At 43.2% G+C, this 19,901-nt stretch carries 18 protein-coding genes and 4 pseudogenes; 11 read left to right on the top strand and 11 right to left on the bottom strand.

What is annotated here, in order from left to right; all coding sequences use genetic code 11:
- Nucleotides 1–48: 48 nt before the first annotated feature.
- Nucleotides 49–779, bottom strand: a pseudogene (nuoB, locus tag CSQ79_RS16335) (NADH-quinone oxidoreductase subunit NuoB).
- A gap of 641 nt (nucleotides 780–1,420) precedes the next feature.
- Here nuoB and CSQ79_RS16330 point away from each other — a divergent pair.
- Nucleotides 1,421–1,639 (top strand): hypothetical protein, encoded by a 219-nt coding sequence (locus CSQ79_RS16330; RefSeq protein WP_099702233.1) that lies wholly within the window; start codon nucleotides 1,421–1,423, stop codon nucleotides 1,637–1,639.
- Here the strand turns inward: CSQ79_RS16330 and galK are convergent.
- The 4 genes from galK to CSQ79_RS27890 form a co-directional block, all read right to left on the bottom strand.
- A complete protein-coding gene (gene galK, locus CSQ79_RS16325; protein WP_099702427.1) occupies nucleotides 1,626–2,720 on the bottom strand; it encodes a galactokinase in 1,095 nt (364 codons plus the stop codon). The two genes, CSQ79_RS16330 and galK, sit on opposite strands and share 14 nt — an antisense overlap.
- A gap of 88 nt (nucleotides 2,721–2,808) precedes the next feature.
- A complete protein-coding gene (gene galT, locus CSQ79_RS16320) occupies nucleotides 2,809–3,921 on the bottom strand; it encodes a galactose-1-phosphate uridylyltransferase (protein ID WP_099702232.1) in 1,113 nt (370 codons plus the stop codon).
- Nucleotides 3,900–5,756, bottom strand: a complete 1,857-nt coding sequence (locus tag CSQ79_RS16315) for a glycoside hydrolase family 2 protein (protein ID WP_099702231.1) — start codon at nucleotides 5,754–5,756, stop codon at nucleotides 3,900–3,902. The genes galT and CSQ79_RS16315 overlap by 22 nt, the downstream gene beginning before the upstream one ends.
- A 472-nt stretch (nucleotides 5,757–6,228) precedes the next feature.
- Nucleotides 6,229–6,354 (bottom strand): hypothetical protein, encoded by a 126-nt coding sequence (locus CSQ79_RS27890; protein ID WP_289501215.1) that lies wholly within the window; start codon nucleotides 6,352–6,354, stop codon nucleotides 6,229–6,231.
- Between the two features lie 900 nt (nucleotides 6,355–7,254).
- On the opposite strand from CSQ79_RS27890, the gene glf reads away from it, so the two are divergent.
- The 3 genes from glf (at nucleotide 7,255) to CSQ79_RS16295 (ending at nucleotide 13,166) form a co-directional block, all read left to right on the top strand.
- Entirely contained in the window at nucleotides 7,255–9,648 is a 2,394-nt protein-coding gene (gene glf / locus CSQ79_RS16305) for a UDP-galactopyranose mutase (protein ID WP_099702229.1), read from the top strand.
- Nucleotides 9,649–10,047: 399 nt separating this feature from the next.
- Nucleotides 10,048–12,240, top strand: coding sequence for a family 1 glycosylhydrolase (locus CSQ79_RS16300; RefSeq protein WP_289501214.1), 2,193 nt, complete (start codon nucleotides 10,048–10,050; stop codon nucleotides 12,238–12,240).
- Between the two features lie 446 nt (nucleotides 12,241–12,686).
- Entirely contained in the window at nucleotides 12,687–13,166 is a 480-nt protein-coding gene (locus CSQ79_RS16295; RefSeq protein WP_099702228.1) for a DUF4383 domain-containing protein, read from the top strand.
- Here the strand turns inward: CSQ79_RS16295 and CSQ79_RS27885 are convergent.
- Both CSQ79_RS27885 and CSQ79_RS16290 read right to left on the bottom strand, forming a co-directional pair.
- Complete coding sequence (locus CSQ79_RS27885; protein ID WP_289501213.1) at nucleotides 13,161–13,307, bottom strand: hypothetical protein; 147 nt, start codon at nucleotides 13,305–13,307, stop codon at nucleotides 13,161–13,163. The two genes, CSQ79_RS16295 and CSQ79_RS27885, sit on opposite strands and share 6 nt — an antisense overlap.
- A gap of 64 nt (nucleotides 13,308–13,371) precedes the next feature.
- Entirely contained in the window at nucleotides 13,372–13,608 is a 237-nt protein-coding gene (locus tag CSQ79_RS16290) for a hypothetical protein (protein WP_099702227.1), read from the bottom strand.
- A gap of 526 nt (nucleotides 13,609–14,134) precedes the next feature.
- Here CSQ79_RS16290 and CSQ79_RS16285 point away from each other — a divergent pair.
- The 3 genes from CSQ79_RS16285 to CSQ79_RS16275 all read left to right on the top strand — a co-directional run bounded on the left by CSQ79_RS16285 (nucleotide 14,135) and on the right by CSQ79_RS16275 (nucleotide 15,288).
- On the top strand, nucleotides 14,135–14,335 hold the full coding sequence (locus tag CSQ79_RS16285; RefSeq protein WP_099702226.1) for a chlorophyll a/b-binding protein: 201 nt from the start codon (nucleotides 14,135–14,137) through the stop codon (nucleotides 14,333–14,335).
- Nucleotides 14,336–14,662: 327 nt separating this feature from the next.
- Nucleotides 14,663–14,902 carry a hypothetical protein gene (locus CSQ79_RS16280; protein WP_099702225.1) on the top strand — a complete coding sequence of 80 codons (240 nt, stop codon included), beginning with the start codon at nucleotides 14,663–14,665 and terminating at the stop codon, nucleotides 14,900–14,902.
- Between the two features lie 113 nt (nucleotides 14,903–15,015).
- Nucleotides 15,016–15,288 (top strand): hypothetical protein, encoded by a 273-nt coding sequence (locus CSQ79_RS16275; protein WP_099702425.1) that lies wholly within the window; start codon nucleotides 15,016–15,018, stop codon nucleotides 15,286–15,288.
- A 171-nt stretch (nucleotides 15,289–15,459) separates the two neighbouring features.
- Here CSQ79_RS16275 and CSQ79_RS16270 read toward each other — a convergent pair.
- Nucleotides 15,460–16,233: pseudogene (locus tag CSQ79_RS16270) on the bottom strand (hemerythrin domain-containing protein); the annotation flags it as partial.
- Between the two features lie 136 nt (nucleotides 16,234–16,369).
- On the opposite strand from CSQ79_RS16270, the gene CSQ79_RS27100 reads away from it, so the two are divergent.
- The 3 genes from CSQ79_RS27100 to CSQ79_RS16255 all read left to right on the top strand — a co-directional run bounded on the left by CSQ79_RS27100 (nucleotide 16,370) and on the right by CSQ79_RS16255 (nucleotide 17,831).
- On the top strand, nucleotides 16,370–16,636 hold the full coding sequence (locus tag CSQ79_RS27100) for a hypothetical protein (RefSeq protein WP_289501211.1): 267 nt from the start codon (nucleotides 16,370–16,372) through the stop codon (nucleotides 16,634–16,636).
- A gap of 630 nt (nucleotides 16,637–17,266) precedes the next feature.
- Nucleotides 17,267–17,509 (top strand): hypothetical protein, encoded by a 243-nt coding sequence (locus CSQ79_RS16260; protein ID WP_099702223.1) that lies wholly within the window; start codon nucleotides 17,267–17,269, stop codon nucleotides 17,507–17,509.
- Nucleotides 17,510–17,582: 73 nt separating this feature from the next.
- Nucleotides 17,583–17,831, top strand: a complete 249-nt coding sequence (locus CSQ79_RS16255; protein WP_099702222.1) for a hypothetical protein — start codon at nucleotides 17,583–17,585, stop codon at nucleotides 17,829–17,831.
- 1 nt (nucleotide 17,832) lies between these two features.
- On the opposite strand, the pseudogene CSQ79_RS28930 reads toward CSQ79_RS16255, so the two are convergent.
- Nucleotides 17,833–18,328, bottom strand: a pseudogene (locus tag CSQ79_RS28930) (ABC transporter transmembrane domain-containing protein); the annotation flags it as partial.
- 384 nt (nucleotides 18,329–18,712) lie between these two features.
- The gene (locus tag CSQ79_RS16245) at nucleotides 18,713–18,994 is read right to left on the bottom strand and encodes a hypothetical protein (protein ID WP_099702221.1); all 282 of its coding nucleotides are present in this window, start codon (nucleotides 18,992–18,994) and stop codon (nucleotides 18,713–18,715) included.
- A gap of 274 nt (nucleotides 18,995–19,268) precedes the next feature.
- Between CSQ79_RS16245 and CSQ79_RS16240 the strand changes: the two genes are divergently transcribed.
- Nucleotides 19,269–19,469, top strand: coding sequence for a hypothetical protein (locus CSQ79_RS16240; RefSeq protein ID WP_289501209.1), 201 nt, complete (start codon nucleotides 19,269–19,271; stop codon nucleotides 19,467–19,469).
- A 154-nt stretch (nucleotides 19,470–19,623) separates the two neighbouring features.
- Here the strand turns inward: CSQ79_RS16240 and CSQ79_RS27875 are convergent.
- Nucleotides 19,624–19,901: pseudogene (locus CSQ79_RS27875) on the bottom strand (hypothetical protein); the annotation flags it as partial.

The raw sequence follows: 19,901 nt of genomic DNA, 5'->3' as shown, positions 1-19,901 counted from the left end.
CACCAATCACCTACAAGAATATGTAAGTAAGCATAAGTCAATAGATTTTTAGCCTTGGTTTAGTTCCTTTTCCATTGACTGGAGTGCAGGCGGGATCTCCATTCCCATTGCTTGTGCAATCTCTTGCGGTGGCTTTTGACGCGAAGGCGATCGCAGGTATTCACCCGTCAGAATGCGATCGCTAACTTTCATATTGTGCCTAGTGCTGTAGAAGCGATGTGTTTGCTTAATCTTGCTTCGCTCTTGGATCGATTCATTGGCGATTTTTTTGCGAAGTTTGACAATCGCATCCATGATGGCTTCAGGACGGGGAGGACAACCAGGGATGTAAACATCAATGGGCAGAATTTTATCTGCCCCGCGAACTGCTGTAGGAGAATCAGCACTGAACATACCACCCGTAATCTGCACGCTCCCATTGCAATAACGTACTTTGGCTCAGGCATTTGTGCGTAAAGACGCATCGTCGGTTGAGACATTTTCATGTTCAGTGTGCCTGCCAAAATAATTAAGTCTGCTTGACGCGGGCTAGCACGCGGCACTAAACCAAATCGGTCAAAGTCGAACCGCGAACCAATCAACGCCGCAAATTCAATGAAGCAGCAAGCGGTACCGTACAACAGAGGGTATAGACTGGATAATCTAGCCCAGTTATAGACATCATCTAGTGTCGTCAAAATGACGTTTTCGGAGAGTTTCTGAGTGACTTCATAGCTCGCTGGAGCGATTATTCTTTCTTTTCCAAAAGAGTCATCTGAATTGAAATCGATAGAACTCATAATTTATTTACGAAAGTGCGATGAATAGCTTGAATAAAAATCTTAATTGACGTTAATGACTATGTTTGTCTTTTACCCAAGATTAAGCTTCATAATGTACGCTCCCTTCTACCTCCAGGCATGGGTATTTATCAATTTAGTTTGTTGTAAAAAATACATTTTTTTAATCGAAAATGGCTGATTTGCGATCGCAAGTAAAATACTAAATTTGCAATTCTGATTTGACAATTTTACTTGGATGTAAACTTAGTTTGTAGCCTTTCATACAAATAACAATAAGACTACTTCTTGTATTCAACCAAACATACAAACTTCACACCAAAATATGTCTCAAGTACAAGGATAATAAGCTGTAAGGATGAAGCTGCCATTTTAAGAAGCACTCATAATCAAATTACTAGAAGATGCTTCAATATTGATGAATATTTACTCAATATCTAAAACAGATTAGTAAAATAGTTAGGTACAAAAAATAGAAGTTTAATAATGCTAACACAGCACGGTTCAATCAATATCTAATTGTTTACTAACTTTTGAAAAGGACAAAGTTGTGCAAAAGAAAACTTATATCTAGGCAGTCTAAAATCGCCTTAAATTAACACCAGATAAACAGAAAATTGCCTTAAAAAAACGTAAAAACTATGGCAGAACTAGATTTGACTATGGAGAGTAAAGAGGATAGGCGACACGTGCAAGATAAACAACTATCCCAAAATCACATTTTGATCCAAAACCTCATCCGTGCTGGGGTACCTTCAGAAGAAGCTTATCAAGTTGCACCGCTGTTGAAAAAGGTACAGCGATCGCCAGATGAAGAAGCTTTGGTTAAGAAAGTTTGGCTGCGGGTTAGAAGCCAATAATAGGAACTAAAATGCGTCCAACATAACCGGCGTGGTTAAATTGTTCGAGGACATCAGTTGCGATCGCCTCCGGTGCTACGCTGCGCGCAATCGCTTCCTCACCCGATGCAATCAAAGCAACGCAAGCCCCGCCAAAACCTCCACCTGTAAGACGTGCGCCAAAGACTCCTGGGGTTTTCTGCAAAATGGCGACTAAGGTATCGACGGCGACGACGGAAACTTCGTAATCATCGCGCTGACTTGCATGGGAAGCATTCATTAATTCGCCAAAGCGTTCAGCGGATACTCCTTGTGCAGCTTCTAGCACTCGGTTGTTTTCGGTAATGACATGACGCGCACGACGTTTAAGTGGTTCGGGTAAGAACTCTACAGCTTGTGGATCGGTGATGTCGCGCAGTGCTACAAGATGCAATAGCCGCGCCGCCTCCTCGCATTCAGCCCGACGTTGATTGTAGCCGCTATCTTTTGCGAGTGCGTGATGGACGCCACTATCGATGACTAAAATTTCCGCACCTTTGGGAAAAGGTAACACTCGCCGTTCTAAGGTGCGCGTGTCAAGAAATAGCATCGAGTCGATATCAGCTAAGCTAGACGCCATTTGATCCATAATGCCGCAGTTTAAACCTGCGTACTGAATTTCTGCTTGTTGTCCAATTTGGGCAAGTTCAACATCATTAAGTGGCAGATCGAAAAGCGATCGCACTCCCCTTAGTGTTGCGACTTCCAACGCGGCGCTACTGGATAAACCTAAACCGATTGGTACGGTAGAGTTAACCCATATATTTAGTGGTGGTATTTTATACCCTGATTTGACCAATAAGTCGATACAGCCAAAAATATAACTTGCGAATCCAGACGACGGGCGATCGCCAGAAATACTTATTTTCTCGTCTAAATTTTCCGAGTAAAAGTGATGCTGCAAATCGCGACTCAAACCTATTTGTACGGTTGTGCGTTGGGGAATTGCAGTGGGGAGAACAAATCCATCGTTGTAATCAGTATGTTCGCCAAGTAAATTGACTCTTCCAGGCGCACTTGCTTCAGTTTCAGGTAGACTATCAAATATCTGTTGAAAGTTCATAAGTTCGTAGGTGGGAATAAACGGAATCGTAGAAACTGGTAATTGGTAAATATCTTTTTGTTTCTCATTACCCATTACCCATTACCTATTACCTATTCCGCAACCATAGAGTTGTGTCATCACTATTAATAACGACAGCTTGTAACTCTTTTGCTTTTTCCTCTGGTAGGGCATCATTAGCAAACATCCCGGCGGCGAGTTCAGTTCCTGCTAAATATTTCAGGCGATCGCTTGTCCGATAGGGAGGATAAAATTGGGCGTGCAAATGTGCTTCGGGATGCGCTTCGCCATCGGTAGGTGCTTGAAACCACGCCATCAAGTACGGAAATGGGCGCTGCCATAAGCCATCATATTTAAGTGTCACCGTTTTTAAAGCTTTGGCAAGACTCCAGCGTTGCGCTGCACTCAGGTCACAAAAGGTGGCAACGGGTTGAATCGGGGCAATCCAGACCTCATAAGGATAACGCGCACATACCGGCACGAATGCGATCGCTGCTTCATCTTGATAAACGATTCTTTGGTTGTCGGCAATCTCCTTGACAATCAAATCTTGCAGCAAACCCCGTTGATGTTCTGCGTAAAAGCGCCGTTGCATCTCTAGCATGCGTGCGGGTACGGGTGGAATAAATGGATAAGCATAAATTTGTCCGTGGGGATGGTGTAACGTTACGCCCACCTCCACACCCTTATTTTCAAACGGTAGGACGTACTGAATTTGGGAATTTCCCCCAAGGACGCGCGTGCGATCGCCCCACACTTGCAACAGCAAATCTAAGTGGTCGAGTGCCAATGAACCCAGTGAAGCTTGCGGATCTTGCGTAAATACCACCACCTCACAAGCACCATGCGCGGGTAAAGTTTCCACAATCGACGGCGGCGGATCGTGTGCAGCCACTGTGAGTGAGGGAAAGCGGTTCTCAAACACGGCGACGTCATATCTACCTAATGGTAGTTCCGTCGGAAACGTGGGATTGCTGGTAGGTGCGAGGGGGTTATATTCTGGAGGCGGCATGAATGTCCGCGCTTGACGGTGACTCGCGTAGGCTACCCATTCACCGCGTAAGGGATGCCAGCGCAGATGCGGATTTGCTTGCACTGGTTCATTACTGGGGCTGACGGCTGTGATATTGCTATCAATTGGGTAGCGACTGTATAAAGTTAAATGACGACCATCTGGCTTTAGCAGCTTGTGGGAGTACATACTCCTCCTGATAAAGTTGCCTGACGAATTGCCTCAATCGAGATTTTGGGCGTGCGATCGCTATACACTAACCCGTTAGCTTCTTGAAACGTATCTGCAAACTGCGTGTAACAAAATCCGCTGAACATTTCGATATTATTCACTGTTTCCAAGAGTGCCGTATACTTCATTTCGAGTTCGGAAATATTGAAACATCGCTCATATCCCCAAGCTTTATCAGCATCCGGTTTATCATCTGGGGCGTAGGCAATCCCGCCAAACTCGGTAAGCATGACAGGTTGCCCTTGATGCGGATAGTGATCTAAGGTTAAGATTCGTCCTCCAGGACGCCGCCGTTCAAAAAGATCTGATAGCTTGACTTCTGGTCCATAACGATGCGCTAACCGCAAAGCGTTGGTTTCGTAGTCATGAATTGCGAGAATATCGGTATCAGTACTTTCCCAACCATCGTTACCCACCACCGGACGCGATGGATCGAGCGTCTTGGTAAGGTGATACATTGCCAGAACATAGTTGCGGTGTGCTGGTGTTTCAACTAAGTTCGGGACTCCCCAAGATTCATTAAATGGCACCCAGACGACAATACACGGGTGACTGATATCTCGCTCAATCACCTCTGTCCACTCTTTGGTAATGCGTTCTACAGCTTTGGGAGTAAAACGGTAAGCGCTGGGCATTTCCTCCCAAACAAGGAGTCCTAAGACATCTGCCCAGTACAAGAAACGCGGATCTTCAATTTTTTGGTGCTTGCGAACTCCATTGAAACCCATTGCTTTGACAAGTTCCACATCGCGCCGCAGCGCCGCATCTGAAGGTGGAGTCATTAATGTATCTTGCCAGTAACCCTGATCGAGAACTAACCGTAAGTAATACGGGCGACCGTTGAGCATAAAGCGATCGCGTTGTATCCCTACTGTCCGCATTGCCGTGTAAGATCTTACTTCATCTAAAAGCTGATCGTTTTCCCATAATTGAATTTCGGCATCGATCAGTGTTGGTTTCTCTGGACTCCAAAGCAGTTCGTTGCGGTAGTCGTCGATTCCTGGATCGGAAAGCGCTATGCGGCGATGAATCTCTCCGTTGAAAACTTCGTAAGTATCTTTTACTAATACTGTATCGCCAATACTCAGTTTTACCTTAAGCTGGATACCATCTTGGCGATTGCCAGCGATCGCAGCATAAAAACCAATTTCCCAACGTTCAAATTCTGGTGCCCAGCGAATGCGATCAATATAAGTTCCGCTTACACGTTCAACCCAGACTGTCTGCCAAATGCCACTCGTGCGCGGATACCAAATACTATGTGGTTCTAACTGCCAATCTTGCTTACCACGAGGCTTAGCCAAGTCATGCGGATCGTCCTGCGCCCAGACTGTAACTTTCGTTACCCCACTGTTATTTAACACAGGTGTAATATCAATACTGAATGGAGTATGTCCGCCTTCATGATCAGCCATGAAGTGCCCATTAACCCAAACACGAGCGCGATAGTCTACAGCTCCAAAATGTAGCAACAATCTGCCTTCACCCGACGGCGTTGCAAATTCTCGCTCGTACCAGCAGTTGGAGTGAAAACCTAGATCGTTAATACCACTTTTGGTAGATTCGGGAGCAAATGGAACTTCTATAGTATACATCCACTCACTAATATCACTAGGCTGAACAAACTGCCCTTTGTCGTCAAACACAAATTTCCACACGCCGTTTAAACTATGCCAGTTCTGACGTTGTAGTTGTGGGCGTGGGTAGCCATCTACCACTAACTTAGTCCTATTAACGTCAGCATTACGGTGTAATTCAATCTCCCCACTCGACATCTCCAATAACAAATTCATTAAAACATATCCTTTAGACGCTACACGAAAAATTCTTTTTCCTTAAACCGAGGGCAAGCCAAGCTCAACTATACTTCAGACATATAACATTTTTTGCAATATTGTTGAGGGAGTAATCTAGGTTTAATTACTTATATCAACTACTAATATTCAGTGCTAGTACTTGCCATTGAACAAGGCAAAGTACCTCTCTTAAGAGAATAGGATTGCATTAACGATGCTTTAAAGATTCAATAGCACGCTAAATATGTTTAAATTGCGTATTTAAATATATTATTCAAAAGTTTTGCGACTTCACACTAGCGAGAATGGCATCCTATATTTTGAAGATTTTAGGCAAATCAAGTAGTGGCTATTTTGTTAATAGCAAAATAGTTCAAAAGTTTTATGTATACAATAAACTTAGGAACTAGGAATAATTTATTTGCACAAACTAAATTTGTAACTCTTCAAAAGAACTTAGGAGCCAAGTCTATCGCCCGTCTAAGGCTTTAAGTTGTTGACCAATCCAATAAGCGCCCATAGCCGCGCACTGAGGGCAAATATCTCCATAACTATCACCCTGGTCATTGCAGACAATTAATCTTGCCTTCTGCATCTGAAACTGCTTTGTACATATCAAGCAAGTTTCACTATTTTTCAAGGTATTACATTCAATTTGAAATTGCATATTTTAGTTAGTAGGCTAATAAGTTATTCATTGTCAAAAAAATGCTGCTAGTAGTAGGTTAAGTATTTTACTTAAATGTCACTTCTACCTTAAGAGTAAAACTAATATAAACTAAGATGTATCTATAAAAACGATTTAATTAAAGGTTACAGATAAAGCTAGGCTTGAGGGAATTGTAACGGCGTTTCACAACTTGGACAACCTATCGTTAGTACTCACAGGCTTGCATCAGAGCATTTTGCAATAAACTGATAAATTCCAATGTTGCATATTGGAGGCATGAATTCACGTCATTTTCCATAAGTGAAAAAATGAATACAAGATTACGTAAACTTAAACTAAAACTTTAGGTAGAGTTTCCTTGAATCATTTGTTGTACACGTTGAAGGCAATAGATTGCTCTGAGCAGCAGTTTTGTCTTGGCACTTAGGCAAATTTATGTTTGTTAAATAGTTTTTTGGTGTGGAGTGCAGATTCAAATTAATTGAAAAGAATCAACCTAGTTAAGTTTATAGGAAAAATAAATTACTACCAATAAAAAACATAGTTCTATTATTAAGCCATTACAATCGTTTGTATTTATGCTTACAAATAAAAATCATACAGTTTCTTCCCTTTGATATAAACAAATATGCTCTGTAATGTAGATGTTAATTGATTTAATGTAATTTAATCTCTAATTTAGAGTTACTAATCTAAAAGCAGTAATTTATTCCACTCAATAATCATGGCAATAGTTCTTGAGGTGAAGTGCAAGAACAAGGCAATTTTGTGTTTATCTAGTAAGTCTCTTCATAATCACTTTAATTAAAAAGCTTGAAATAATTTATGCCCAGAGAAAACGCTCAATCAGCAGAGAATGGTAGTAATGGTGCGGTGTCATCCAGCGTTGATGAAGCCAAGCTATCAATAGCAACAGAACCACTAGACTCATCATCAGGCTCCAAAACCGATTTCAGAACAATAGAATTTACAGAGATAGCAGATGTCATTTGTTTATCTCACTTGCGCTGGAAGTTTGTTTATCAAAGACCTCAACATCTTCTAAATCGCTGCGCTCAAAGAAAACGAGTCTTCTTCATTGAGGAACCTATTTTTAGCTCACATCAAGAAGAAAGGTTGGAGATCAATCGTGATGAAAGTGGGGTTTGGGTTGTTGTGCCGCACTTACCAGAAGCATTGAGTGAAGAGGCGATCGCTCCCACCTTACAAAAATTAATTGATAATTTGTTTGCCCAGCAGAACATCAGCAAGTACATCTGTTGGTACTACACTCCAATGGCGATCGCCTTTACACGTCATTTGCAACCTGAAGTAGTGGTATACGATTGCATGGATGAATTGTCTGCATTTAAAGGGGCATCCCCTGCTTTAAAAAACTATGAAGCTGAATTATTCCGTCGTGCAGACTTAGTATTTACCGGAGGACAAAGCCTTTACGAAAGTAAAGTCAACCAGCACCCGAACGTTTATGCTTTTCCTAGCAGTGTTGATGTAGCCCACTTTGCCCAAGCAAGATCTCAAGCAGAGGAACCAGCCGATCAAGCTCATATTCCTCATCCCCGCTTAGGCTTTTTTGGCGTGATTGACGAACGCATGGATATCGAGTTAGTCGCTGGAATTGCTGATGCGCGTCCCGACTGGCATTTGGTGATGCTTGGACCTGTAGCAAAAATCGATCCGGCAACTTTACCACAACGCGCAAACATTCATTACCTCGGTGCGAAAGATTACAAACAGCTACCTGCGTATTTAGCTGGATGGGATTTGGCGATACTACCGTTTGCACACAACGAATCAACCCGCTTTATTAGCCCGACGAAGACTCCGGAGTATCTCGCTGCGGGTAAGCCTGTGGTATCCACCTCAATTCGCGACGTGGTGCGTCCCTATGGTGAGATGCAGTTGGTGCGAATTGCAGACACAGTTGAGGAGTTTGTCACCGCTGTGCAAACAGCAATGCAAGAGGATGTTGCATTGAGATGGTTAAGCCGAGTAGATACCTTTTTAGAACAGATTTCATGGGATCGCACTTGGGGATCAATGATCCAACTCATTGATTCAGCGATCGCGGCTAAACATGACAGCACGACCAGTATTCCACAAGCACCAAGCATTATTACTAGATTTGTCTTCGATTACTTGATTGTCGGGGCGGGGTTTTCTGGCAGTGCGATCGCCGAACGGTTGGCAAGTGATGGCAAAACAGTGCTGATTGTAGACAAGCGCAATCACATTGGTGGCAACGCCTACGATTGTTACGACGAGCATGGCGTCCTAATTCACAAATATGGTCCGCACATTTTTCATACCAACTCCCGTGAAGTCTTCGAGTATCTTTCACGTTTCACACAGTGGCGGGCTTACGAACACCGCGTTCTTGCAAGTGTAGATGGGCAACTTGTCCCGATTCCGATTAACCTCGACACCATCAACAAGCTGTATGGTATGAACCTCAATTCATTTGAAGCAGCAGAATTCTTTAAATCGATTGGGGAATCAAGGGAATACATCCGCACGAGTGAGGATGTCGTAGTGAGTAAAGTCGGCCGGGAGTTATACGAAAAATTCTTCCGAGGCTACACGCGCAAACAATGGGGACTCGATCCCTCAGAACTCGATAAATCGGTAATCGCGCGGATTCCCACTCGTACCAACCGCGACGATCGCTATTTCACCGACATCTACCAAGCGATGCCACGACACGGTTTTACACGGATGTTCGAGAATATGTTGGCTCATCCCAACATTAAAGTCATGCTAAATACGGATTATCGAGAAATTGCCAAAGCGATACCTTGCCGCGAGATGGTTTACACTGGACCGGTTGATGAGTTTTTTGATTTTCGCTATGGTAAGTTACCGTATCGATCGCTCGATTTTAAACACGAAACGCATCACGCTGCTGTGTTTCAACCAGCACCAGTCATTAACTATCCCAACGAACACTTGTATACTCGTGTCACAGAGTTTAAATACCTAACTGGGCAAGAACACCATAAAACAAGCATCGTTTACGAATTTCCCCAAGCTGAGGGAGATCCTTACTACCCCGTACCGCGCCCTGAGAATCAGGAAATCTACAAGCAGTACAAAGCACTCGCTGATACAACACCACGAGTGTATTTTGTCGGAAGGCTAGCAACGTACAAGTATTACAACATGGATCAATGCGTTGCCCAGGCGCTGGCGGTTTACAAGCAAATTGCACTTAAAGCTTGAATTGGTAATGGTGAAACAAGTTGCAATCAACACATCACCTGTAGTAAGGGTCAGTGTTAAAAGCTAGTTAGGACAGCGGTTTGCGTTGCGTGCGGGGTTTCCCCGTTGAGCAAACTTTACAAGACAAAGGCTCTGAGCTTCCATAATGTTCTCACCTATACTTCGACTGCTGTATTTAAGCAAGCTGCTGTTTGCTTAGAAATTACGGCTTGTGTTTTTAACTCATCAAACTTCCTGTACGAATGCGATTGCGAATGAATTCGTAGCTAAACAAACCACATTTACCTCCGTGGAATTGCTGCTAAATGTTTTGTTTGAGTGTACGAAGGTACACTTTGCCTGGGTAGCCTCGACTTCAGTCGGAGGGCATCTTACCAATCGTCAGTTTTAGTTATTTAAATGTCACAATCATTCAACCAAATGGTATCAAAACATCCCGTAGAAATCTGGGCTGGATTGGAGTGTACAGTTAATCGTGTGGGTGATGAGTATTTCGATCAGTTGCAACGCAACGGTCATGCAACCCGCGTGAATGACTTGGATTTATTTGCCGAACTGGGGATACGTACGATTCGTTACCCAATTTTGTGGGAGCGGATCGCACCCAATGGCATCGAGAATGCTGATTGGACTTGGGCTGATGTACGGCTAGGTCGATTGCGAGAACTGGGCATTTGTCCCATTGTCGGATTAGTGCATCATGGTAGTGGTCCTAGCGATACCAGCTTGGTAGATCCAGAATTTCCAGAGAAACTCGCTGCGTTTGCGCGTGCGGTTGCTGAACGCTATCCTTGGGTGACACATTACACGCCAATCAATGAGCCATTAACAACGGCACGATTTAGTGGATTATACGGTCATTGGTATCCTCACGGCAGAGATGAATTAACTTTCATCCGCGCTTTGTTAGGGCAGTGCCGAGCGATCGCACTTTCAATTTTGGCAATCCGCGAAGTCAATCCTCATGCTCAACTCGTGCAAACCGAAGATTTGGGTAAAATTTTTAGTACGCCGTTGTTGGCATACCAAGCAGCGTTAGAAAACGAGCGCCGCTGGCTAAGTTTCGATTTGTTGTGTGGTAGGCTGTCTCCAACGCATCCGATGTGGCACTACTTGCATCAGTGTGGAGTCGATGAAGCTGAACTTGCGGGATTTTTAGAAAATCCTTGTCCGCCGGATATTATGGGAATTAATCACTACCTAACAAGCGATCGCTTGTTGGACGAGCGGATCGAACGCTATCCAAGTTGGTCGCATGGAGGTAATGGCAAGCATCAGTACGCAGATATCGAGGCGGTACGGGTATGTGCTGAAGGCATAGCTGGACATCGCCGCTTGCTTGCAGAAGCGTGGGAACGCTACAAATTACCGCTGGCAATTACTGAAGTTCACCTCAACTGCACCCGTGAGGAACAGTTGCGCTGGCTATACGAAGTATGGAATACCACACAAGAATTGCGCGATCGCGGTGTGGATGTTCGCGCTGTTACCGCTTGGTCGCTGTTAGGTAGCTACGATTGGCATAACTTAGTCACTCGCTGTGACGGCTATTACGAGCCAGGTGTATTCGATGTCCGTTCGCTGCATCCCCGACCGACAGCGATCGCTAAAATGATCTGCGATCTTGCTGCTGGACATACTCCACAGCACCCATTACTAGCAACCCCAGGATGGTGGCATCGGCAAGCGCGGCTGTTATTTCCCCCTGTTTCAACTCAGGAGAAAACGTCTTTTGAGCCTCCTTTAGGAGTTACCTCTAAACCGATTGCGATCGTGGGAGCAACCGGAACGCTTGGTCAAGCTTTTGCACGCATTTGCGATCTACGGGGGATCTCGTACCAGTTATTGACGCGCCAAGAGATGGACATTACCGATCCCATCGCTGTTGATGCATTTCTCACTGAGTTACAGCCGTGGGCAATTGTCAATGCCGCTGGATATGTACGGGTAGACGACGCGGAACGCGAACCGGAGATTTGTATGCTGGTCAATACGCAAGGACCCGCAACTTTAGCCGCTGTTTGCGCTCGACATAATATAGCATTGCTGACTTTCTCATCAGATTTGGTGTTTGATGGTGCGATATCCACGCCATATGTAGAAGACGATCCAGCGACTCCGCTGAATGTGTATGGACAGAGTAAAGCTTTAGCCGAAGAGCGAGTATTAAGTGCTTATCCTGCATCATTGGTAATTCGCACGAGTGCCTTTTTCGGACCTTGGGATAATTACAACTTTGTGACGATCGCATTGCGTGAGTTGGCTGCGGGGCGGACGTTTATTGCCGCAGAGGATGCCATCGTCTCACCCACATATGTCCCCGATCTTGTCCATACTAGCCTTGACTTGTTAATTGATGGTGAGTGCGGCTTGTGGCACTTGGCAAACAAAAGTGCGATCGCCTGGGCTGACTTGGCACGACTAGCTGCCAAAACAGCCGGTTTGAGTACCAGTAACGTGATTGCTCGTCCGTTGCAAGAACTAGGCTTAATCGCTCCCCGCCCAAGTTATAGTGTTCTTGGTAGTAATCGCGGCGAGTTGCTTCCTGGCCTTGAGAGTGCGATCGCTCGTTACTTCGATGAACTCAAATAAATTCGCAGATCAACAAACACTTTCCACCTCCGTAGACTTATTGATAAGCCTACTATCTTACTTAGTGTGCGCAGGCACACTTTGTCTCAGTAGCCCCGACTTCAGTCGTAGGGCGTCTGTGATGCTTGTTAATAACAAAGTAAATTAAGTCCCTGAGTAGTAAGATTCACTATTTAGATATTTTACTATGACCTTGCCACAGATAATTCAAAAAATAGACAAATTCCTAATTTTTTAGTACTTATTTGTATAAAAAGCACGTAATCTTATCAAGCTAAACACACAACTTTTGATAGAGATTCAAAAACAAAATATTAGTTGAAGTAAATAGTATTGAGTGCCTATTTAGCTAGAGAAATTAAATTACTTTTGTATGCAATCTCTAGTTGAATTAGTATGTCTCGATCAAAACACTCTCAGAAATTGACGAACAAGGAATCAACACGATGGAAAATACAAATACAGCAAATCTCACTGAGCGGTATTGTGCGCTCATTGTCGGTGTTCTCTTTTTAATTGTTGGCATAGCTGGATTTATTCCTGCATTTGTTTCTGTTCAAGGATCAAACGCTCTTGATGTCCCAGCGAATGAAATTCATAGTGCCTATAATATAGGCTATGGCTATGTCTTTGGGCTATTTCCTACTAATCTTTTGCATAACATTGTCCGCACTGCTGTAGGATTATTAGGAATTGCCTCATACTATAGTTTAAGTAGTGCCCGCACATTCAATCGCGGATTTGCGATCGCTTATACCTTGCTAGCGATTATGGGTTTATTACCCTTTGCGAGAACAACATTTGGCTTAATGCCGATTTTTGGTAACAATGTCTGGTTTAATGCTTTGACTGCGATCGCGACAGCTTACTACGGAATTGTTCTCCCCGCGAAAGTCAAAGGGACTAACTTACGCGAACAATTATAATTCGCCCATACCAAAAACCTGCCGGAAGATAGGGTTCATCACGCCAGAAAGCGTATGATGTAAGGTTGTCCACAGTTTGGCAGTGCCCACTACCACATCTTTGCGTCTACGCTTAACGGCTTTCCAAACAGCTTGAGCCACATCTTCCGGCTTCTCTAATATTAGTCAACAGGTTCTAGCGTTCATAAACCATAAAGGCAGTGCTTTAGACATTGATAATGCCGTAATAGGTACCTATAACAAATATGATGATTGCTATAGCGATCGCTGTAACAGTAATGCGAAAGCCTAAGTTGGGTATATCTTTACGAGTGATGACGCTATCTGCCTGAACCTGAGTTAATGGCTCTGATTTTGATGCAGGATTATGGGCGGACACTGTGTTCTGAGCTATGGGAACATTATTCTCTGTCTTTGGGGTTTGATTTTCATCAGATTTCATAAGCTTGTTTGATTTTATTTAGTAATGCTTGTGCTGACATAGTTTCAAATCATCGCTCAAACTCACATCTTTCTTAAGAAGAACTTTAGTTTGAAAGATATTCTGCTCAAAGAGTTAACTTATTGTAAATTTGTGTTGTAGCTATAAACACACTTGGAATTGCGATGAATTTACGCTTATTAAGCAAGATAGAACAAACCCATTAAATAACAAACATTTTGTTGCTTTGTTATAAATAAAATATTCTTTAATTAAAAATGGCTTAGCTACTTTACACAAATTTATGAGATTTTATTAAGTAACTTCCTGTCTAACTGTAGCGCAGGTATCTTTCAGTTACACCTACTTAATACTGGTAATAATATTAAGGTATCACTGTATTTTTGTATACAAAATCTTTATTTAGAGAATCATCCTTTAGAGTTGGTTGCAGTTTAAGCCTGAAGGTAGGACTCGGAGTTTTTTTAAGTAGATACTATTAGAAAAAGAGTATAAAATTAACAGTGACTGAGGAGTATTAACAACAATGAATCAACGTTCTTCTATCGATGTACCACCTGTAGCTCCAGCATACAACGGTGTTGACCGTAATGCTTGGATCTTTGGCTGGAATCCTCAACAAGAGTTATGGAATGGGCGCTTAGCAATGATTGGATTTGCTGCTTACTTACTGTGGGATTTAGCTGGTTATAATGTCCTACGTGATGTACTCCACTTAATTGGCTAAGCAGTATCAGGCATTCAACAGCAGCCTAACATTTTGACTAACATGTTTATATTGGCGTAAAAGTATCTGAGAGATAGCTACAGTTGGTTGCAAGTGTTTACTGTTATTCATTGATATAACGTGAGTTGATTAACAGTATCACTTATCTTTACCAAATAAACTCTTCTACAAAAAGCCATACAGTTTTTGGTAGTTTATATCAAATGTTTAGCGTTGCTAATCTACTAATCTCTATTATTCTAGGCTTTAAATCCAAATACAATACAAGCCTCAATAGAGAAAACTATGATGCAAATAATTAAATGAACGCATTTGAAGGAGTTTAAGATGTCAGGACAAATGTGCTGGTTACCTACACCTCAATCAACGGAAGAAAAGATTTTACACTTACGAACTCATGCGGGTGAAGATTGGCGACCATATAAATTTTTTCCACAATATGCTGTCCCAGATTACGAGATATCTGGCGGTTCTAGAGGTTGGGCAACTTACCAAAAGTTACTGCGAGCAGGTTGGAAACTAGTACCAGATACACAAGTTAACAAGCAATTTGTGTTGTCTCGATAATGGTTAACTCAAAAATACTGCAACGCTCAAATTACGCTCCAATCTCAAATATAAGTTTTGAGTCAGTGCTATTACACAATGAAGCAAAGATTTAGGAGGGGATGATTAATCTGATGTCCCACTTTATACCTACTTTGATTCTAACCTTACAACCTGCTTTAAAGCTTGTTTACTTCGTAATTGCTTGGGCAGTCGTTGTTCTATTCCTATTAACAATTTGGCGAACGGTGCATGATACCTTTACCCAGGCAAAGCAGATGCATCGAATTCCCTGTTCAGGATGTCAATTTTTTACAGGTAGCTATCAGCTCAAGTGTACTGTGCGTCCTGATTCCGCTCTGACAGAAGAAGCAATTGACTGCTCTGATTTTTATCCTAAACGGTAGTTGAATGTCAGTTCAGAACACAAAACTGACTTAACACTACTAGAACTCCTACACGAATCGAAAAATGATCAATGAATAGACTTCGTGGGATTTGTCGGGAAAAGGAGAAAGGGACATGGTTAAAGATAAGGAAATTTCCTTTCCCCTTACAGAAGTGCAGAATGCTTATTTTTACTGTGTAGACCCTGCAAACTCTTGTTGGATATTGCTCTTGGCAGCTTTGAATTCAGTCGCCATTTGCTCTTTTTGCTCGTTGCTGCAATTGTTGTCAATCGCTGCAAACATCGTGCTCTCTTCTTGACGAATGTGGTCGCCAACCACATCCATTAAGTCTTTAACTTTCGATCTAAATTCGTCAGCAGAAGCAGGGTCAATAGACTTAATTTCATCTAGCATCTGTTTCATTTGAGCTTGTTCATCGTAAAGCTCTTGAGTGTTGTCATCACCATAGAAAGAGCGTACTTTTGGATAGACGACTTCTTCTTCGGCTTGAGCGTGTGCTAACAAATCTTTGTAAAGCTGTCCGAAATACTCTTCGAGCTTTTGAGGCTCTTTCGTGGCTCCGATTTCAGTGAAGATGGTATTTACCTTGTTATGATCCAGCCGGATTAAGGTCTGGATATTCATATCCTGTTTATCAGTGTTTTGGGTAATCACACTACCAGCCACACCCGACACTGCAGCGATCGCATCTTGCACCCGTGCCCAGATTCCCTGCTTGGCATCTTGACCAGTCATTTCGCGAACACCCACTTGTTCGAGCATCCCCTTGAGTTGTTCTTGGTGAGCGCGACCCTCGAAGTTGACGGTATTAAGAGGAGCAATTGCCACTTCAATATCAGCCCCTACCACTTGAGCGGCTTTGTGAATCATAATTCCACTCATGGCTTGACCATGCTTCATCAGTTCATGGTGAATGAGTTTTTGATAAAAAGTAAACTCATCTAAGGTTGCCGAAGTAAGTCAGTGCATGGCACAACTAGAACCAGGGAGGAAGTGCTATGACATACATCGAGTTACAACAGCTTGCGGATGCGGAGTTCAAACGCTTGTGTGGAGTTAGTCGAAACACCTTTTCGGAGTGAGTTGGAGATTGCACGAAACGACTGTCGGACGAATTGTCAGAAAAGTCGAAGACCTGCTAATTCAATGCGGTAAATTCCGGCTTCCCAGCCAACGGCAATTGTATCAACCAAATTGGGAATGGAAAGTGATGGTGCTCGATGTAGGCGAAATGGAAATTGAATGTCCCCAAAAAAATAGAAACAATACTATAGTGGCAACCATAAATGCCACACACTCAAAGCACAAAAGTTTTACAACTACTGAAGCAAGCTCGATTGATTGAGAGTATTGAACGTCCAGGAAATACTACGCTTCGCCGCCCAAAACCTCAATCTGAGTGGGTCGCACCTGATCGCTTGCAAGAATTGCGTTCATTATCTACCCCTACTAAATCTGACAGTACCCTCCTACCAGAATTGATAGCACTACCCCTTATCAAATTTGACAGATAAAGGTATTCCTAATAAAGTAAATCCCTCATCTCCCCTAACTCCTCACCATGAATCAAGCAAAGAGGGGTTAGAAAAAATGAAGCAAGTTGTTCTGGATAACACGGAGCGATTAGAGTTTCTCACTCAAAGACTGGAAATAAAAATTTTACACGAACTACCAACTGCGCGTCACTCCAGTTCACTCACCGATTTTAGAAGATTTAGCACTCCTCGTTGACGAACCTATTGACAGTTTGCGCATCAATCCCAATCTATGTGCTGTTTTAGAACAACATCCCAACAGTATTGAGGATGTGTTGGCGTACTTTAAGCAAACTTCAGCTTAGCTTCTGTCAAAGCTCTGTTGTATGGAAAATAGCGCGATTAAGTTATAAATGAAGTGTTAAAGTTGCTCAAACTCAAAAGTTGGAGCGTCTACTGTCGCTAGCATATTATGTACAGCAGTGTCATATTTCTAGGTTATGCCATCTAAGCGAGTTCATGTTCGAGAATACACAGTAAGGGCACACGAGCGAGTGATTCATACGCGCGTATATAAGTTCATCTGCAAGCAATGTAACAAAGACGTTAAGCGCGAAACTTACGGTCCGCGTCCGCTGTACTGCGATTGCTGCCGACCAAGTATGGCTCGCACTGAGGTGGTTAAGAAGAAGAAACCTAGACCAGTTCTCGTCAAGCAACAGAAGCGGCGTCGTGCTAGTTGATAATATTAGGTGTGCTCTTGACACCAGATTTATCGCTATAGTTAAAGACAACTTTGCTTCCCTACAACTAAGTATGAATTCAAGCAAAATCATTAGAGTCAACCAGCCTATTAAGAAGTTAGTAGAAAAGCCCAAACAACCTGATTTGCAAACTGCACAAGCAGCAGAAGTTGAAATTGACATAGACAAATTGGAGTTCGAGCTAGAGCAACCTAAATCTGAAGTTAAGCTGGAGTCATTAGCACAAAGCTATCCAGAAGATTCAGTGTATGGCAGTGGTTGGAGTATTACCCAATTGCGTGAAGAGTTTAGAGGAATATAAAAACGATAAACACCATGAAGCCGTAAGTACCTACAGTGAGGCGACCTTGAAGGACTTCTCGACCGCCTAAGTACAGCGTCATCACAAACCCTAGCAGGATGAAGAATCGCAACACTGGTTGAAAGGCAACACTCAGGGCGATCGCTCTGTGATTACTGCGACGGTAGGCATCACTTTCGGTGTAAACCCGATCGCGCTCGTAGGCTTCAGCGGTAAAGCTCTTGATTGTAGCAATGCCAGAAAGGTTGTGAGAGAGGCGATCGCTCTTTGATTCCTGCATAATTGCGTACAGTATCATAACGGGGAGCTAGTCGGGATTGAAAGGCGAATGTCCCCCACCAAATGAACGAGATGGGCAACATGGCAAGCCACGCAATGCCAGGAGCCAGCAGCACAAAGCTGAACCCAACCGCAAACACGCGCGTGAAGCAGCTGATGAGATCCTGGGCACCAAAGTTGAGAAACCGCTCTAGCTGGTTAATGTCGTCGTTGAGAATCGATCATTGCTGCAATGACAATTCATTGTTCAGCTTTAATAACGGCTGATCAAGAGTTTGCTAAAGTGAATGCGTTAACTGTTGTTAATTGGTAGAAATCCCCCTCGATTGCCCCAATGTCTGTTAGGTGCGAGCGCTTCTCGCTCCCTCCTAGTGCTTCACTTGATCCTGGCGATCGCCCTTACTCTCTTACTGCTTGACCAATGCGATCGCCACTGAAAAACGAAGGTATATTCGCGCAGCATATGTGTTCGCGTAGTGTCTTGAAGAGAAGTATGATTACAGGATTTTACAAAGAGATGAGCGCCCTCATCGCCCTCCTAGCGCTTTACACATTTGATCGCCGGTTCATTTTTATTCCTAGTTGAAGTAGTTTATAGCACACTACCGCCAAACCATGCTGTTGATCGCATCAAAATGAAAGTCATACGTCCAGATCGGAACTCTCAAACGCTGAGAAATTGCGGCTATAGTGGCATCGAACAGTGTAATTGCTTGGTCTGGATAGCGTTGAATGATTTGGGTAGCCATCTGACAATCCTCGAAAGCGGGTTGCAGTTGTTCTGTCCCAACGGAAATTTCCTGAATATTGCGAAACCCTATTTGAATTCCTAGTCGTTTGAGAATCAGGCTGTGAGTCTTCAGGAAAATCGGATATGGGATCAATACCGTGAGATTTTGTTCGCCAGACGTTCTACTTCTGCTAGAGCTTGTGAGTGATAGCTATCGCTTGGATCATAGGCAGCATAGAGAGGATCAGTATCAGAGATCGCGCTTCTCATGCTGAGGGGTCTTGATCAAAGTTAGCGAGAACGCGATCGTGATCAATTGAGGTATCGCTGTAGCCGCTACCCTGAGAGGCAGGGGTAGGGTTAAACCTGGTATGTAGATTGGTGGAGCCTCGGTTACAGATCTGTTCATGTTTTTGGCGGGATATAAAATGGCACAACAGGAGTTTGGTGTTCCGCTAACTGACGCAGAGAAAAGATTTTACCGAGAGTTTCAACCTTGGTTACAGCGTCGATTGGGGATGACGACTTCTCGATCTTGGGCAAAGATGCTGGAATTTCGTTCCATTAATCAGCAAGAGGCGTTTGAGTCCTTTTTCAAGCTACTAAATGAGTTTTGCGAAGGTGAGTAACTCTCGAACCCTGAATCGGTTGGCAATGAAACAGAGCAAATGAAGGCGAGTTGATTTTGCTCCTAGCACTTTGCCGATTTAATTGAACGCCCAATTTATACAAAGCGCGATAACGCAGCCCGTGCATGGTGCGATCGGTTTTTTGGGAAATGGTTTAGTTTGAATAGCATAGAGAGAGCATTACGTTTACACCTAGGTAATTTTCGCGCTTTACTATGAGCGTAGCCAAACGTTTTTCTGCAAAGGAACGGAGGCATGATTTACAGACAAAAAAGATGTGTTTGAATATATTTGAGGATGTGTTGACTAAATATTTATATAAATCATTAATCACAATATTAGCTGCAAGTGGGCTATTTCCTGCCCATGCATTAACACCAAAAAGATAAACCTGCCTTTTTGAACAGCTTTTAGGTTTTTCCAAAGAGGTTT

This window comes from Gloeocapsopsis sp. IPPAS B-1203 (assembly GCF_002749975.1).
Classification (GTDB): Bacteria; Cyanobacteriota; Cyanobacteriia; order Cyanobacteriales; family Chroococcidiopsidaceae; genus Gloeocapsopsis.
This window is presented reverse-complemented; position numbering and strand designations above follow the sequence as displayed.